Annotated in this window: 12 protein-coding genes (1 of these 12 only partly in view); 2 read left to right on the forward strand and 10 right to left on the reverse strand. The window is 67.8% G+C overall.

Annotated features, from left to right (window positions below; all coding sequences use genetic code 11):
- Positions 1-1,398, forward strand: the 3' portion of a protein-coding gene (locus FRZ44_RS22240; protein ID WP_151179235.1) for a peptidoglycan DD-metalloendopeptidase family protein. Its footprint begins 291 nt before the window's first position; 1,398 of the gene's 1,689 nt are visible here — the last part of the coding sequence; its start codon lies off the left edge, out of view; its stop codon occupies positions 1,396-1,398.
- 90 nt (positions 1,399-1,488) lie between these two features.
- Here the strand turns inward: FRZ44_RS22240 and clpB are convergent, their stop codons facing one another.
- The 10 genes from clpB to FRZ44_RS22290 form a co-directional block, all read right to left on the reverse strand.
- Positions 1,489-4,083, reverse strand: coding sequence for an ATP-dependent chaperone ClpB (gene clpB, locus FRZ44_RS22245; protein WP_151179236.1), 2,595 nt, complete (start codon positions 4,081-4,083; stop codon positions 1,489-1,491).
- Positions 4,084-4,351: 268 nt separating this feature from the next.
- On the reverse strand, positions 4,352-4,741 hold the full coding sequence (locus FRZ44_RS22250; protein ID WP_151179237.1) for a DUF4167 domain-containing protein: 390 nt from the start codon (positions 4,739-4,741) through the stop codon (positions 4,352-4,354).
- 165 nt (positions 4,742-4,906) lie between these two features.
- Positions 4,907-5,809 (reverse strand): peptide chain release factor N(5)-glutamine methyltransferase, encoded by a 903-nt coding sequence (prmC, locus tag FRZ44_RS22255; RefSeq protein ID WP_151179238.1) that lies wholly within the window; start codon positions 5,807-5,809, stop codon positions 4,907-4,909.
- The gene (gene prfA, locus FRZ44_RS22260; RefSeq protein ID WP_151179239.1) at positions 5,806-6,891 is read right to left on the reverse strand and encodes a peptide chain release factor 1; all 1,086 of its coding nucleotides are present in this window, start codon (positions 6,889-6,891) and stop codon (positions 5,806-5,808) included. The genes prmC and prfA overlap by 4 nt, the downstream gene beginning before the upstream one ends.
- A complete protein-coding gene (gene hemA, locus FRZ44_RS22265) occupies positions 6,888-8,174 on the reverse strand; it encodes a glutamyl-tRNA reductase (RefSeq protein ID WP_151179240.1) in 1,287 nt (428 codons plus the stop codon). Before hemA ends, prfA begins: the two co-directional genes overlap by 4 nt.
- Before the next feature lie 12 nt (positions 8,175-8,186).
- A complete protein-coding gene (gene hisS, locus FRZ44_RS22270; RefSeq protein WP_151179241.1) occupies positions 8,187-9,431 on the reverse strand; it encodes a histidine--tRNA ligase in 1,245 nt (414 codons plus the stop codon).
- Positions 9,432-9,464: 33 nt separating this feature from the next.
- Positions 9,465-10,613: a flavodoxin-dependent (E)-4-hydroxy-3-methylbut-2-enyl-diphosphate synthase gene (ispG, locus tag FRZ44_RS22275; protein WP_151179242.1), complete on the reverse strand. Its 1,149-nt coding sequence runs from the start codon at positions 10,611-10,613 to the stop codon at positions 9,465-9,467.
- A 123-nt stretch (positions 10,614-10,736) separates the two neighbouring features.
- Complete coding sequence (locus tag FRZ44_RS22280) at positions 10,737-12,077, reverse strand: helix-turn-helix domain-containing protein (RefSeq protein WP_191908249.1); 1,341 nt, start codon at positions 12,075-12,077, stop codon at positions 10,737-10,739.
- A 215-nt stretch (positions 12,078-12,292) separates the two neighbouring features.
- Positions 12,293-13,342 (reverse strand): NAD(P)H-dependent flavin oxidoreductase, encoded by a 1,050-nt coding sequence (locus FRZ44_RS22285; protein WP_151179244.1) that lies wholly within the window; start codon positions 13,340-13,342, stop codon positions 12,293-12,295.
- Positions 13,343-13,346: 4 nt separating this feature from the next.
- A complete protein-coding gene (locus FRZ44_RS22290; RefSeq protein WP_151180419.1) occupies positions 13,347-14,552 on the reverse strand; it encodes an aspartate kinase in 1,206 nt (401 codons plus the stop codon).
- 217 nt (positions 14,553-14,769) lie between these two features.
- On the opposite strand from FRZ44_RS22290, the gene ubiG reads away from it, so the two are divergent.
- Entirely contained in the window at positions 14,770-15,582 is an 813-nt protein-coding gene (gene ubiG / locus FRZ44_RS22295; protein WP_151179245.1) for a bifunctional 2-polyprenyl-6-hydroxyphenol methylase/3-demethylubiquinol 3-O-methyltransferase UbiG, read from the forward strand.
- Positions 15,583-15,635: the final 53 nt, after the last annotated feature.

The raw sequence follows: 15,635 nt of genomic DNA on the forward strand, positions 1-15,635 counted from the left end.
GCCGCGCCCGCCGCGGAGGCGGAAACGGTTGCCCCCGGCCCCAGCCTGGCGGCGTTGCCGGCGCCGCGCGTTCCTGACAGCGAAGCCGCGGCCGTGACGGCGCCTTCCGGCGAAACCTCGGATGCGGGCCGGACCGACGACGTCATTCCCGACGAGGCGCTGGGCGAGGAACTCGCCACGACCGACGACACCGATCCCGCCAATCCCAGCGCCGCGATCGCGCAGACCGTCCAGGTCCAGCGCGGCGACACGCTCATCACCGTGCTGGTCAATGCCGGCGTCAGCCATGACGATGCCTATGGCGCCATCGAAGCGCTGCAGGATCTGTTCGCGCCCAAGGATCTGCGGCCCGGCCAGGAAATCGCGCTCACCTTCTCGGCGCCCGAAAAGCAGCATCAGGGTCCGATCGACTTCCAGCTCGTCAATCTGAGCCTGCAGCCCTCGGTCGATCGCGACCTGCAGGTCACGCGCGCGCTCGATGGCGGCTTCACCGCCTTCGCCATCGACAGGCCGCTCACTCACCGCACGGTTGCCATGCGCGGCGAGATCCATTCGAGCCTGTTCGAAGCGGCCCAGGATGCCGGCGTTCCCGTCGCGATCATCTCCGCGGCGATCAAGGCCCTCAGCTACGATGTCGACTTCCAGCGCGACATCCAGCCCGGCGACACCTTCGAGTTCGTCTTCGACCGTCTCGACGACGAAGAGGGCAATCTGGCGAAGCCGGGCGACCTGCTCTATGCCTCGATCACGCTCTCCGGCAAGACCTACCAGCTCTATCGCTACGAGATGTCGGACGGGTTCGTCGACTACTTCAACCCGAAGGGCGAGAGCGTGCGCAAGGCGCTGCTCCGCACTCCGGTCGACGGCGCGCGCATCACCTCGGGCTACGGCATGCGCAACCATCCGATCCTGGGCTACAGCAAGATGCACAAGGGCGTGGATTTCGGCGCGCCCACCGGAACGCCGATCTTCGCCGCGGGCGACGGGGTGATCACCAAGATCGGTCCCTTCAGCAGCTACGGCAACTACGTCCAGATCAAGCACAACACCACCTACGCGACGGCCTATGCCCATATCAGCCGCTTCGCCAAGGGCCTCCATGTCGGCTCGCGCGTGCATCAGGGCGACGTCATCGCCTATGTCGGCGCCACCGGCCGCGCCACCGGCCCGCACCTCCATTTCGAAGTGCTGGTGAATGGCAGCCAGGTCAACCCGACCAGCGTCAAGCTGCCCTCCGGCAGCAAGCTCGCCGGCGCCGAGCTGAACAAGTTCAAGGCGGCCATGAACGACATGATCTCGCTCAAGGAGCAGATCGAGGCGGCACAGCTCCAGACCGCCCAGGGCACCGTGCAGTCGCCCGACTGCAGCGCCGCCCCCAACTATCCGGCCTGCCAGTAGCGCCGCCCGCGATCGCGGGCGCCACGCACAAACGACAACGGCGGCGGTTCCTTCGAACCGCCGCCGTTTCGATTCCAGGGCCGAGGCGGCTTAAGCCGCCTTCGCGATCGTCTCGCCGTTGATGGTGAGGCCCTTGGCATTGGCGCCGACCTTGACCGTGTCGCCATCGGCGATGCGGCCGGCCAGCAGCAGGTTCGCCAGCGGGTTCTGCAGCTCCCGCTGGATCACCCGCTTCAGCGGCCGGGCGCCATAGACCGGGTCGTATCCGGCATCGGCCAGCCAGGTCTTGGCCTTGTCGTCGAGCTCGATCGCGATCTTGCGCTCCGCCAGCATCTCGATCAGCCGCTTCAGCTGGATCTCGACGATGCCGGTCATCTGCGCCCGGGTCAGGCGGCTGAACAGCAGGATCTCGTCGAGCCGGTTGAGGAACTCCGGCCGGAAGGCGCTGCGCACCACCTCCATCACCCGCTCGCGCACCGCCGACGACTCCTGCCCCTCGGGCTGGCTCGCCAGGATGTCGCTGCCGAGATTCGAGGTCAGCACGATCAGCGTGTTGCGGAAATCGACCGTGCGGCCCTGGCCGTCGGTCAGGCGCCCGTCATCGAGCACCTGGAGCAGCACGTTGAAGACGTCGGGATGCGCCTTCTCGACCTCGTCGAACAGCACGACCTGATAGGGTCGCCGCCGCACGGCTTCGGTCAAGGCGCCGCCTTCGTCATAGCCGACATAGCCCGGGGGCGCGCCGATCAGGCGCGAGACCGAGTGCTTCTCCATATATTCCGACATGTCGATGCGCACCATCGCGTGCTCATCGTCGAACAGGAAGGCCGCGAGCGCCTTGGTGAGCTCGGTCTTGCCCACGCCCGTGGGGCCCAGGAACAGGAACGAGCCGATCGGACGGTTCGGGTCCTGCAACCCGGCGCGCGCCCGGCGCACGGCGTTGGAGACCGCGAAGATCGCCTCCTCCTGGCCGATGACGCGGCTGCCCAGCAGCTTCTCCATCTTGAGGAGCTTGTCGCGCTCGCCCTGGAGCATCTTGTCGACCGGAATGCCGGTCCAGCGCGAGACCACTTCCGCGATCTCGTTCTCGCCGACCACCTCGTTCAGGATGCGATGCTGCTCGGCATGCTGGGCCTTCTCCGCCTGGCGCTGCAGCTCCGGGATCAGGCCATAAAGCAGCTCGCCGGCGCGGGCGAGATCGCCGCGGCGCTGGGCCTGCTCGGCCTCGGCGCGCGCCTGGTCGATCTGCTCCTTGATCTTCTGCGTGCCCGCCAGCTGGCTCTTCTCCGCCTGCCAGGCCGCCGTCAGCTGGGCCGACTCGTCCTCGAGCTCGGCGATCTCCTTCTCGAGATTCTTGAGCCGCTCGACCGAAGCCCGGTCGCTCTCCTTCTTCAGCGCCTCGCGCTCGATCTTGAGCTGGATCAGCTTGCGATCGACCTCGTCGATGTTCTCGGGCTTCGAATCCATCTGCATGCGCAGGCGGCTCGCGGCCTCGTCGACCAGATCGATGGCCTTGTCGGGCAGGAAGCGGTCGGTGATGTAGCGGTTGGAGAGCGTCGCCGCCGACACGATCGCGGCATCGGTGATGCGCACCCCGTGATGGAGCTCGTACTTTTCCTTGAGCCCGCGCAGGATCGAGATGGTCTCCTCGACCGAGGGCTGCGACACCATCACCGGCTGGAAGCGCCGGGCCAGCGCCGCGTCCTTCTCGATATGCTTGCGATACTCGTCGAGCGTGGTGGCGCCGACGCAATGGAGCTCGCCCCGCGCCAGCGCGGGCTTGAGCATGTTGGACGCATCCATGGCGCCCTCGGCGGCCCCGGCACCGACCAGCGTATGCAGCTCGTCGATGAAGAGGATCATCTCGCCGGCGGCGGCCGAAATCTCCTGCAGCACGGCCTTGAGCCGTTCCTCGAACTCGCCGCGGAACTTGGCGCCGGCGACCAACGCGCCCAGATCGAGCGCCATCAGGCGCTTGTTCTTGAGGCTCTCGGGCACGTCGCCATTGACGATGCGCTGCGCCAGCCCTTCGACGATGGCGGTCTTGCCGACGCCGGGCTCGCCGATCAGGACGGGATTGTTCTTGGTGCGGCGCGACAGGACCTGGATGGTGCGGCGAATTTCCTCGTCGCGACCGATGACGGGGTCGAGCTTGCCATCGCGCGCCGCCTGGGTCAGGTCGCGCGCATATTTCTTCAGGGCGTCGTAGTTGTTCTCGGCCGTGGCGCTATGCGCCTGGCGTCCCTGCCGCAGATCGGCGATCGCCTTTTCCAGCGACTGCGGCGTGACATTGAGCCGCTTGAGGATCGCCGCGGACGGGGTTCCCGTCGCCAGCGCCAAGGCTTGCAGCAGCCGCTCGGCCGTCACGAAACTGTCGCCGGCCTTCTCCGAGAGCGTGCTGGCGCTGTCGAACAGGCGTGCCGTCTCCGGGGCCAGATAGACCTGGCCCGCGCCGCTGCCTTCGACCTTCGGCAGCTTCGCCAGTTCGGCTTCGGTTTCCTTGAGCGCGCGGGCGGGATCGCCGCCGGCATTGCGAATCAGATTGGCCGCGAGGCCTTCATTGTCGTCCAGGAGCACCTTGAGCAGATGCTCCGGCGTGAAGCGCTGATGGCCGGAGCGCAGCGCCAGACCCTGCGCGGACTGGATGAATCCGCGAACGCGTTCGGTAAATTTTTCGAAGTCCATGTTTCCCTTGCCCTCTCTCGCGCAAGCCCGGTTCGCCCAGCGCCTGCGAAGGATGCGAATTTACGTCAGGCACCCGGCTCGGCCTTGACCGTGATCAAGATCGGCGTCGTTAGGCCCCACGGAAATATGGGCGCCGGCCGCAATGACACAAGAGGGGTAGGGGCAATTTTGGAGCCCCGGAAGGGCCTCAAAAGCCTGGATTCAGCCGCCCGGGAGCTCGGATTCGCCGCCGCGGCCTCCCCCCTTGAGGAATGCCGGGCTCGCCGGCCTATTCGCCGGCAGGCTCCGGGGCCTTGTTCGCCGCGCCGTTCATCGGCTGGCCGTCGTCCCCGTCGTTGTCGCCTTCGTCGTTATCCCCGCCGGTACCGTCGGGGCGGCCCATCTGGCGGTTGCGATTCTGATTCTGCTCGTCGCCGGCATAGGCGTTGATGAGCCGGTAGTAATGCTCGGCATGCTGAAGAAAGTTTTCCGCGGCGATTCGATCGCCCGCGGAACTGGCATCCCGCGCCAGGGCCAGATACTTCTCCAGCACCTGATACGCGTTGCCGCGCACACGGACGTCCGGCCCGTTGCTGTCGAAGGTCTGTTGACGCGGATTGAAGTGTGGTTTGCGCTGGCCGCGGCCGCGCGAACGCCGGGGATTCGAGCCTTGCCTCATCGCCTTATCGCTTCGCTAGGATACCGTTATTCCCGCTTCCCGGGCGCACGGCGCCAATCGTCAGGGCTGCCGTCGCATCAAATCAAGCATCAGCTTGGGAGGGGGTACAGAACGTCGGCCCGGCCCCCTTGGCCGAGCGTCTCGGATCTGCTTTCCACAACTAACCTAGACGGTCCCCCCACCCTTTCCAACTGTTTTTTTGTCGCCGGCGGGGGCCATTACGAGGCATCGGCGGTGCCCGCCGAGATCGGCACGCCATTTGCGTAGGACAAGTCCCGCCGCTTCATAGATCGATTGCGCGGCGGGCCCTTGCTCGTCGCCATGCTCGATCACGGCAATGCCGTCCTCGGCGAGGCGGCGCGGCAGCAACTGCGCCAACTGGCGATGCGCATCGAGACCGTCGCACCCGCCATCGAGCGCCAGCCGGGGATCGTGCTGCGCCACCTCCGGCTCGAGCGTCGCAATCCGGGATGTCGGAATATAGGGGGGATTAGACACAATGATATCGAAGCGTCCGGCAAGACCGGAATCCCAATTGCCGACCTGAAACCGGGCCCGCTGTTCCAGCCCGTTGCGCACGGCGTTGGCTCCCGCCGTCGCCACCGCAAGCGGCGCCAGATCGACGCCGAGTCCCTGTGCCTGCGGATATTCGGAGAGCAGCGCCAGCAGCAGGCAGCCGCTGCCGCAACCGAGATCCAGGATCGCGAGCGGCGCATCGCGCGACGGCACCGCCTCGAGCACCGCCTCGATCAGCGCTTCGCTGTCCGCGCGCGGATCGAGCGTCGCGGCCGAGAGTGCGAAATCCAGACTCCAGAATTCCCGATGGCCGAGGATCCGCGAGACCGGCTCGCGCGCAGCACGCCGCAGGACGAAGCCTTCGAATCGGGCCGCCGCGTCGCCCGGCACGGGCTGTTTTTCCTGTCCGACGAGATCGCCCCAGGACCGCCCCATGGCGGCGGCGAGAAGCAGCCGCGATTCGCGACGCGCATTCTCGATTCCGGCCCGGTCGAGGCGTTGCTGGCCCGCCGCCAGCAGGCCGCCGACCGCGGCGTCCGACGCCTCGCTCATCCTTCCTCGACGAGCTCGGCCAGGCGGGTCGCCTGGTCGTCGGCGGTCAGCGCATCGATCAATTCGTCGAGACCGTCGCCCTCCATCACATCCTCGATCTTGTAGAGGGTGAGATTGATGCGGTGGTCGGTGACGCGGCCTTGCGGGAAGTTGTAGGTGCGGATGCGCTCGGAGCGGTCGCCCGAGCCGACCTGGCTCTTGCGCGAAGCGGCGCGCTCGGCGTCGCGCTTGTTGCGCTCCATCTCGAACAGCCGCGCGCGCAGCACCTTCATGGCCTTGGCCTTGTTCTTGTGCTGCGACTTCTCGTCCTGCTGCTGCACCACGAGGCCGGTCGGGATATGGGTGATCCGGACCGCGCTGTCGGTGGTGTTGACCGACTGGCCGCCCGGCCCCGAGGCCCGGAACACGTCGATCCGCAGGTCCTTTTCCTCGATCTGGATATCGACCTCTTCGGCTTCGGGCAATACCGCCACGGTCGCTGCGGAGGTGTGGATGCGGCCGCTGCCTTCCGTCGCCGGCACGCGCTGGACGCGATGAACGCCCGATTCGAACTTCAGCCGCGCGAACACGCCGCGCCCGGTGATCTCGGCGATCGCCTCCTTGTAGCCGCCGATGCCGGTCTCGTTGAGGCTGATCAGCTCGAACTTCCAGCCATGCAGTTCCGCATAGCGGCTATACATGCGGAAGAGTTGGGCCGCGAACAGCGCCGCCTCCTCGCCGCCGGTCCCGGCGCGCACTTCGAGGAGGGCGTTGCGGTCGTCGGTCTCGTCCTTCGGCAGCAGCAGGATCTTGAGGCGCTGATCGATCTCGGCGAGCCGCGTTTTGGCCGCGCGCAGTTCCTCCTCCGCCAGGGCCCGCATCTCGGGCTCCGCCGCGGCATCCTGGCTCAGGCTCGCAAGGTCTTCGGTTTCTTCGCGCGCCCGGCGCAGCTCGAGAATGGCTTCGACGGTGGGCCCCAGGCTCGAATATTCCTTCGCCATGCGCGCGAATTCCTGCGCGTCGCGCTTGCCCTCGGCTGCGAGCGCCTCGGCCAGTTCCTCATGCCGGCGCACCACCCGTTCGAGTTTCACATCCAGATTCACGTCCTGTCCTTCTCCGAGCCGTCGAGCCCGAACAGCCGTTCCATCAGTTTCGCCAGGGCCGAGGCATCCTTGCCCTCGATCGCGGCGAGCGCGCCGCTCGGCCGCTGCAGCAGACGATCGACCAGGATCCGGGTCGCCTTCTCGGCGTCACCGCCGGCCGCCGCCAGAGCCTTGAGCCGCTCGGTCTCGAACAGGGCCTGCAGCGCCGGCAGAGCCGCCGGGTCCGCGCGGCGCCTTTCGAACTTGGCGGTTTCCTCCGCCAGGATCTGCACTGCCTTCTCGGCAGCGCTGCTGCGCAGGGCGGCCGTGCCGCGCGGCGTGCGCCCTTCCATCGCGAGGCGCTCGAGATCGTCGAGATCATAGCGAAAGGCATCGTCCAGTTCGCCGACCGCGGGCTCGATATCCGGCGGCAGGGCTGCGTCAAAGAGCAGCATCGGCTTGTGCCGGCGGGTCTTGAGCGCCGTCCTGATCGCGTCCTTCGTCACCACCAGGCGGCCGGCACCGACCGCCGCGATCACGATATCCGATCCCGCCAGCGCCGCATCGAGCTCGGCCCAATCGCGGAAGTGGCTGGAGAGCCGGCGCGCCACCAACTCGGCACGCGCGCCGGCCGGGTGGGTCACGGTCAGGCTTGCGAGCCCGCCCTTCTTCAGCTCGACCGCCATCATCTCGCCCATCTCGCCGATGCCGAGCATGAGCGCCCGGCACCGCGCGAGATCGCCGAACAGCTCGCGCGCCACGTCGATCGCGGCGGTCGCCATCGAGACCGGCTGGTCGGCCAGCGGCGTCTCGCTGCGGATGCGCTGCGCCGCCAGGTAGGCCGCCTGCAGCATCGCCTCGAGCTCGGGGCCCACCAGGCCCGCGGCAGTGGCGGCCCGATGATTGGCCTCGAGCTCGCCCAGGATCTGCGGCTCGCCCAGAACCGGGCCGTCCAGCGAGGCCGCGACCGAGAAGAGATGGCGCAGCGCCACTATGCCCCGCCGCTCGAAGGACTGGGCCGAGACGAGCTCGGGCGCCAGGCCCGCGGTCGCCGCCAGGACGGCGCGCAGCGTGGCAGCCGCCCGGGCCGCGTCGGCGTGAAAGACGTAGAGTTCGCAGCGGTCGGAGGTCACGACCGCGAGCGCCTGGGCGAAGCCTTCCTGCTTCAGCCGCTGCAGGATCGTGGGCGCGGCGCTGGCGTCGAGGAACAGTCGCTCGCGCAGCGCCGTCGTCGCGCCGCGATGGCTGGCGCCGACCAGCAGCAGATCCTGGACCGAGGCGTGGGTGCTCTGAGGCTCCGGCATCGGCCGGCCCCGCTAACGGTAACCGGCGAGGCGGTCCTTGAGCGCGTCGAGCGCGACAGTTTCCTGCGACCCCTTGTCGAGGTCGCGGAGCGTGACGACGCCGCCCTTGAGCTCATCCTCGCCCATCAGCAGGGCGACAGAAGCGTTGAGACGATTGGCCCGCTTGAGCCGCTTGCTCATATTGCCGCCATAGCCGAGCTCGACGGCGAAACCCGCCTTGCGCAGACCATGCGCGAGCTTGAGGGCCGGGGCTTGCGCCTCGTCGCCCACCGGCACGACCGCGACCGGCCGGCGTGCCGCCGGCGTCTCGGCCAGCATCATCGCCAGCCGCTCGATGCCCGAGGCCCAGCCGACGCCCGGCGTGGCAGGGCCGCCCATGGTCTCGATCAGCCCGTCATAGCGGCCGCCCGCCATCACCGTGCCCTGCGCGCCCAGCGTGTCGGTCACGAACTCGAAGGCGGTGTGGCAGTAATAATCGAGCCCGCGCACCAGACGCGGGCTGACGCGATAGGGGATGCCCAGCGCGTCGAGGCCGCGCGTCACGGCGGCGAAGAAATCGCGGCTCGCCTCGTTGAGAAAATCCCCGAAGAGCGGCGCCTCGGCGACGATGCGCCGGTCGCCTTCGTCCTTGGAATCGAGGATGCGCAGCGGATTGCGCTCGAGCCGTTCGCGCGATTCCTGAGAGAGCTTGTCGCGATGGCCGCCGAAATAGCGCACCAGCTCGGTACGATAGGCCTGCCGGCTTTCGCCGTCGCCGAGGCTGTTGATCTCGAGCGTGATGCGGTCGGCCAGACCCAGCTCGGACAGGATGCCATGGCCGGTCGCGATCACCTCGACGTCGCCGGCCGGCTCCTTCACGCCCAGGAGCTCGATCCCGATCTGATGGAACTGCCGCAGGCGGCCCTTCTGCGGGCGCTCATAGCGGAACATCGGCCCGTGATAGAAGAATTTGAGCGGCAGATGCTGGGCGAGGCCGCCGGAAATGAGGGCGCGCGCGACGCTGGCCGTGCCTTCGGGGCGCAGAGTGAGACCTTCGCCGCCGCGATCGGTGAAGCTGTACATCTCCTTGGTGACGATGTCCGAGGTATCGCCCAGGGTGCGCTTGAACACTTCCGAGAATTCGAAGATCGGCGTCTCGATCTCCAGATAGCCGAAGCGCTCCGCCACCTCGCGCGCAGTCTCGACCACGCGCCGGTGACGGCGCATGTCTTCAGGCAGGAGATCGTGCGTGCCGCGAACGGGCTGCAGCGTCGTCAATGAAAAGCTCCCAGGGAACGCTCTTGGGCGCCGCTATTCGGCGGCGGATTTGGCGCCCGAAGCCTCGGCCGCGTCGGCGGCCGCCTTGGCAGCTTCGATTTCGGCGGCCTTCTTCTCGATCAGATCGACCAGATGATCGACGATGTCGGCATCCTTCAGGCGGTGATGCGGCACGCCGGCGATATAGACCTGATGCGTGCCGTTGCCGCCGCCGGTGAAGCCGATGTCGGTCTCGCGCGCCTCGCCGGGCCCGTTCACCACGCAACCGATGACCGAGACGGTCATGGGCGTGGCGATATGGGCGATGCGCTGCTCCAGCCGCTCGACGGTCTTGATGACCTCGTATTGCTGGCGCGCGCAGGAGGGGCAGGAAATGATGTTCACGCCGCGATGACGCAGCCCCAGCGACTTCAGCATGTCGAAGCCGACTTTGATTTCCTCGACGGGATCGGCCGAGAGCGACACGCGGATGGTGTCGCCGATGCCGGCCCAGAGCAGCGAGCCCATGCCGATCGAGGACTTCACCGTGCCGGAGCGCAAGCCGCCCGCCTCGGTGATGCCGAGATGGAGCGGGTAGTCGCAGGCATCGGCCAGGCCCTGATAGGCCGCGACCGCCAGGAACACGTCCGACGCCTTGACGCTGATCTTGAATTCGAAGAAGTCGTTGTCCTCGAGGATCTTCGCGTGGCTGAGCGCGCTCTCGACCATGGCCTCGGGACAAGGCTCGCCATAGCGCTCCAAGAGCTCGCGCTCGAGGCTGCCGGCATTGACGCCGATGCGCATCGAGCAGCCATGATCCTTCGCCGCCTGCACGACTTCCTTCACGCGGGCGGCCGAACCGATATTGCCGGGATTGATGCGCAGGCAGGCCGCGCCCGCCTTGGCCGCCTCGATCGCGCGCTTATAGTGGAAATGGATGTCGGCCACGATCGGCACCTTCGAGGCGCGGACGATCTCGCCCAGCGCCGCGGTCGATTCCACATCGGGACAGGAGACGCGCACGATATCGGCGCCCGCCGCTTCCAGCTCCTGGATCTGCGCGATCGTCGCCTTGGCGTCGGCCGTCAGCGTGTTGGTCATGGATTGCACCGTGATCGGCGCATCCCCGCCGACCCGCACGGAGCCGACTCTGATCTGCCGGCTTTTCCGCCGGCTGATGTCGCGATAGGGGCGAACGCTCATCGAGGTCCTCGAATTCCCACTGAAAAAGGGCCGCACGAACGGCGTGGCGGCCGACCGGCGGTTTGGGCGCCAAGATGCGCTTCCCCACCGATAAGATCAAGTATTGCCAACCCTATGAAGCGATTAGGGTATTGTCGATCCACCCAGCAGCCGGGCGGGGTCGAGCGAGATCCCGCGCCGGACCACCCCGACCGGCCCTAGCGGCGGCACCTTCTTGCCGTCGACCATGATGTCGAGGCCGCCGGCATTGCCCGTCGAGAGCGTCAGGGTCGGATCGTTGGGCACGAGATAGCGGTCGCCGCTCCGCAACACCCGGGTCCAGACCTCCTGGGTGGCGCTGCTGACCTGGACCCAGGCTTCCTGGCGCGCGACCAGGATCACGCGGGACTGGCCGTTAGTAACGCCGTAATCCTGGCCCTTGGGCAGCGAATCCTCGGCAACGGCGGGCGCCGGCGGCGGCGCTGGCGGTGCGGCCGCCGTGGCCACCTGCTGTGTCGTCGTCGCTGCGGGGGCCGTCGCTGGGGTTGCAGGTGTCGTCGCGGCCGCGGCCGCGGCGGCGACATTGGAGAGCCCGGTGGCCTCCGGCGCCGTCGTCGCGGTGGAGGGCGTGGTGATGGTCGGGGTCTCGGCCGGCGCCGTGTCCTGCGGCGGCGCCTCGACGATCTCCTGATCGTCCGTGCCTTGCGCGCCCTCGGTGCCGGCCTGCGCCTGGGCGGGGGTATCGGTCGCGGCATCGACATTGTCAGGGGCAGGCGGAACCTCGTCCTCGTCCGCACCGGCCGATGCGGCGTTGTCGGGCGCCAGGGTGATGGCGGCGGCCGCCTGCTCGTCGGAGGTGGTCGCGACGCCGGCGGTGGTCTCGCCGGTAGCGGTCGCCGCGGGCGCCGGCGTCGCGTTCGACGCGTCGGTCGAGGGCGGGGCTGCCGGTTCGACGGGTGCCGGCGTCTGGATGGTCGGGTTGGCGGTGCTGACCGAGGTCGAGGGCGTCTCCGCCGGCGGCGGCGCGCCGCTTCCCAGCAGATTCTTCAGCTCCGCCGGCACTTCGGGGATGAGGCCCGCGAGGCTGCGCTCGCGATCCGACATGTAGAACCAGGTGCCATAGACGATGCCGGCGATCAGGATCGCCATTAGCACGATGGCGCCGCCCGGAATCTTTCCTTCGGCCGGCGTGACGGGGAAGACGAGCTGCGTGCGCCGCCCCAACTCCTCCACTTCCTCGCGGAAGCGCCGGACGATGTCGGGACCGTCGAGTCCCAGGAAGTCGGCATAGGAACGCACGAACCCGACCGCGTAGGTCGTGCCCGGCAGCGAACCGAAATCGCCTTCCTCGATCGCGCGCAGATAGACCGCGCGGATGCGCAGCTGCTGCGACACGCTCTGAAGGTTGCGTCCGGTGGCTTCGCGTGCCGTGCGCAAGAGCGTGCCCACACGGCTGCCGGTCCGGTCGGCGCCCCTGTCGCTCATGCCTGCGTTCAGATCTTCCGCCATGTCACCGCTCAAAACTCTTCGGCCGGATGCGGATTTCCGGCTCGTTCGATTGCCTTCGGGACCGGCCTGGCTCTCACGGCCATGCTCGCGGCCCCGCCACTCCATGCCGGGGGGAACGGTACCAAATCCGGCCCTGCAACGCCAACGGCGGCACTCTGTCCAGTCAAGGTAAACAGTGGGTTAGCGAAGGGTCAGGCGCCCTTGCCGGCGTCGCCGAAACTGGCCTCGCGCGCGCTCAGCGCTGCGACCGCTTGCCCTACCAGTTCCTCGAGGATGGCGCGCGTCGGCTGCTCGTCCGTGACCATGCCGACGCTCTGGCCGGCCATGACGGAGCCGTTCTCGACATCGCCCTCGATCACGGCCCGGCGCAGGGCGCCGGCCCAGAAATGCTCGATCTCGAGCTGGGCGGCCTTCTGGTCGAGCTCGCCGCGATCGACCCGCTCGATCACGGCGCGCTGGGCTTCGAGGAAGCGCTTCGTGGCCGCGTTGGCCAGCGCGCGCACCGGGATCACGGGAAACCGCGGATCGAGCTGGATCGACAACACTGCATCGCGGGCGGAGGCACGGATGAAGGCCTGCTTGAATTTCGCATGGGCGATCGATTCGGTGGCGCAGACGAAGCGCGAACCGAGCTGAACGCCGGACGCTCCCATCTCGAGATAGCCCAGGATCGCCTCGCCGCGGCCGATGCCGCCGGCGACGAACACCGGCACCTCGCGGATCGCGGGCAGGATCTCCTGCGCCAGCACGGAGGTCGAAACCGGACCGGTGTGGCCCCCCGCTTCCATGCCTTCGATGATGATGGCGTCCGCACCGCTCTTCACCAGCTTGCGCGCGATCACGAGCGCCGGCGCGAAGCACATCGCCTTGGCACCGCCCTGGCGCACGCGCTGGATCGCGGCCCCCGGCGGCAGCCCGCCTGCCAGCACCACATGCCCGACCTTGTGGTCGAGGCAGACCTCGATCAGCGCCATCAGCTCGGGATGCATGGTGATGACATTGACGCCGAACGGCCGGTCGGTGAGCTTCGCGGTCGCCGCGATCTCGGCGCTGAGGAGCGCCGGCGACATCGAACCCGTCGCGATCACGCCGAAGCCGCCCGCATTGGAGATCGCCGACACCAGGTTGCGCTCGGACACCCAGGTCATGGCGCCGCCCATGATGGCGCGTTCGCAGCCGAGGAACTCCCGCCCCCGGCTCCAGAGCCGGTCGAGATGGGCCCGCGCGATCGCTTGGCTCATCGCATCAAGCCGCGTCGAGACCGTAGGCCGTATGCAGCGCGCGCACCGCCAGCTCGGTATATTCCTCCGCCACCAGCACGCTCACCTTGATCTCGGAGGTCGAGATCACCTGGATATTGATGCCCTTCTCGGCCAGCGCCTTGAACATGCGCTGGGCCACGCCGGCATGGCTGCGCATGCCGAGCCCGATGACCGAGACCTTGACCACGTTCGAATCCGGCACCAGCGCCTGGTAGCCCAGCGCCACGCGGCGGTCTTCGAGCACCTTCTTGGCGCGCTCCAGATCGGCCTTGGTGACGGTGAAGGTCAGGTCGGTGAACTGGCCGCCCTCGGACACGTTCTGGACGATCATGTCCACATTGATGTTGTGATCGGCCAGCGGGCCGAAGATGGAGGCGGCCACGCCCGGGCGATCGGGCACGCGGACCAGCGTGATCTTCGCCTCGTCGCGGCTGTAGGCGACCCCGCTTACGACTTCCTGTTCCACGATCTCATCCTCATCAACGACCAGCGTGCCGGGTTTGTCCTCGAAGCTCGACAGCACCTGCAGGCGGACCCGATGCTTCATCGCCATTTCGACGGAGCGGATCTGCAGCACCTTGGCGCCTTGCGACGCCAGCTCGAGCATCTCTTCATAGGCGATCTTATCGAGCTTGCGGGCCTTCGCAACGATGCGGGGGTCGGTGGTATAGACCCCGTCCACATCGGTGAAGATATCGCAGCGATCGGCCTTCAAGGCGGCCGCGAGCGCCACCGCCGAGGTGTCGGAGCCGCCGCGGCCGAGCGTGGTCACACGGTTGTCGGGGCCCACGCCCTGGAAGCCGGCCACCACCGCCACCTGACCTTGCGCGAAGCGGCGCTCGATCTCGGCCGTGTCGATCCGCTCGATGCGGGCCTTGCCATGGGCGTCGTCGGTATGGATCTGGATCTGCCAGCCGAGCCAGGAGCGGGCGGAGACGCCGATCTCCTGCAGCGCCAGCGCCAGGAGACCCGTGGTCACCTGCTCGCCCGTCGCCACCACCACGTCATATTCGCGCGCGTCATGCAGCCGGGCGATCTCGCTGGTCCAGGTGACGAGCTGGTTGGTCACGCCGGACATCGCCGATACGACGACCGCCACCTCGTGGCCGGCATCGACTTCGCGCTTCACCCGTTTGGCGACGGATTTGATGCGTTCGACATCGGCCACCGAGGTGCCGCCGAACTTCATGACGATGCGAGATCGATTCAACCGGAATCCCCTGAGATCTGGACGCGCGGGGGGTGGACGAAGCGATCACCCTGGCTTCCGGACGGGTTCGCCGGTTGCCGCGCGCGCGGCGCGTATCCATACTCATTTGCCTATGCCGAGGCAAGGAAAAGCGGCCCTTTTTCCCACACCGGCCAGCCGCCCGTTTTAGCCATTTGCCAAGGGAGTTTGCGTCGCCATGAGCCTTTCACCCAGCAGCCATTCTGGCGACCCCGATCCGTCCTCCGGGCCCCCGGAGGCCCCGGCGCCCGCCGAGGGCGCCAGCGTCGATCCCGCCGAAATCGCCAAGTTCGAGGCCATGGCGGAGGCCTGGTGGGACCCGAGCGGCAAATTCCGGCCGCTGCACCGCCTCAATCCGGTCCGCCTTGCCTATATCCGCGACCAGGCCTGCCGGCGCTTCGGTCGCGATGCCAAATCCCCGACCCCGCTGGAGGGCCTCGATCTCCTGGATATCGGCTGCGGCGGCGGCCTGCTCTCGGAGCCGATGGCACGGATGGGCGCCAAGGTCGTCGGCATCGACGCCTCGCACCGGAACATCGCCATCGCCGGTCTTCATGCCGAGCGCATGGGACTCGGCATCGACTATCGCTGCCAGACCGTGGAGGCCCTGGCCGACAGCGGCGAGCGCCGGTTCGATATCATCCTCAATATGGAGGTGATCGAGCATGTGGCCGACGTTGAAGGTTTCATGGCCGCTGCGGTCGGCCTGCTCAAGCCGGGCGGCATGATGATCGTCGCCACGCTCAACCGCACCGCCAAGAGCTACGCACTCGCCATCGTCGGCGCGGAATATCTGCTGCGCTGGCTGCCGCGGGGCACCCACGACTGGAAACGATTCCTGCGTCCCTCGGAGCTGGCGCATCTGATCGAGCGCGCCGGCGGGCATGTGCTGGCGCTGGAAGGGGTGGTCTATAACCCGTTAACCGACCATTGGAGCTTGTCGCGCGATCTTGGGGTGAACTATATGGCCCTGGCGGAAGCGATGCGCTGACGCTGGGGCCGGGGCGAAGGGCGGCCGGTGGGGCGGGCGCCGACGGGGGAATT

This window comes from Hypericibacter terrae, from assembly GCF_008728855.1.
GTDB classification, from domain to species: domain Bacteria; phylum Pseudomonadota; class Alphaproteobacteria; order Dongiales; family Dongiaceae; genus Hypericibacter; species Hypericibacter terrae.

Coding starts and splice junctions, on each gene's coding strand:
- clpB (WP_151179236.1), bottom strand. CDS start 4,083: ATGGACTTCGAAAAATTTACCGAACGCGTTCGCGGATTCATCCAGTCC.
- FRZ44_RS22250 (WP_151179237.1), bottom strand. CDS start 4,741: ATGAGGCAAGGCTCGAATCCCCGGCGTTCGCGCGGCCGCGGCCAGCGC.
- prmC (WP_151179238.1), bottom strand. CDS start 5,809: ATGAGCGAGGCGTCGGACGCCGCGGTCGGCGGCCTGCTGGCGGCGGGC.
- hemA (WP_151179240.1), bottom strand. CDS start 8,174: ATGCCGGAGCCTCAGAGCACCCACGCCTCGGTCCAGGATCTGCTGCTG.
- ispG (WP_151179242.1), bottom strand. CDS start 10,613: ATGAGCGTTCGCCCCTATCGCGACATCAGCCGGCGGAAAAGCCGGCAG.
- FRZ44_RS22280 (WP_191908249.1), bottom strand. CDS start 12,077: ATGAGCGACAGGGGCGCCGACCGGACCGGCAGCCGTGTGGGCACGCTC.
- FRZ44_RS22285 (WP_151179244.1), bottom strand. CDS start 13,342: ATGAGCCAAGCGATCGCGCGGGCCCATCTCGACCGGCTCTGGAGCCGG.
- FRZ44_RS22290 (WP_151180419.1), bottom strand. CDS start 14,552: ATGAAGTTCGGCGGCACCTCGGTGGCCGATGTCGAACGCATCAAATCC.
- ubiG (WP_151179245.1), top strand. CDS start 14,770: ATGAGCCTTTCACCCAGCAGCCATTCTGGCGACCCCGATCCGTCCTCC.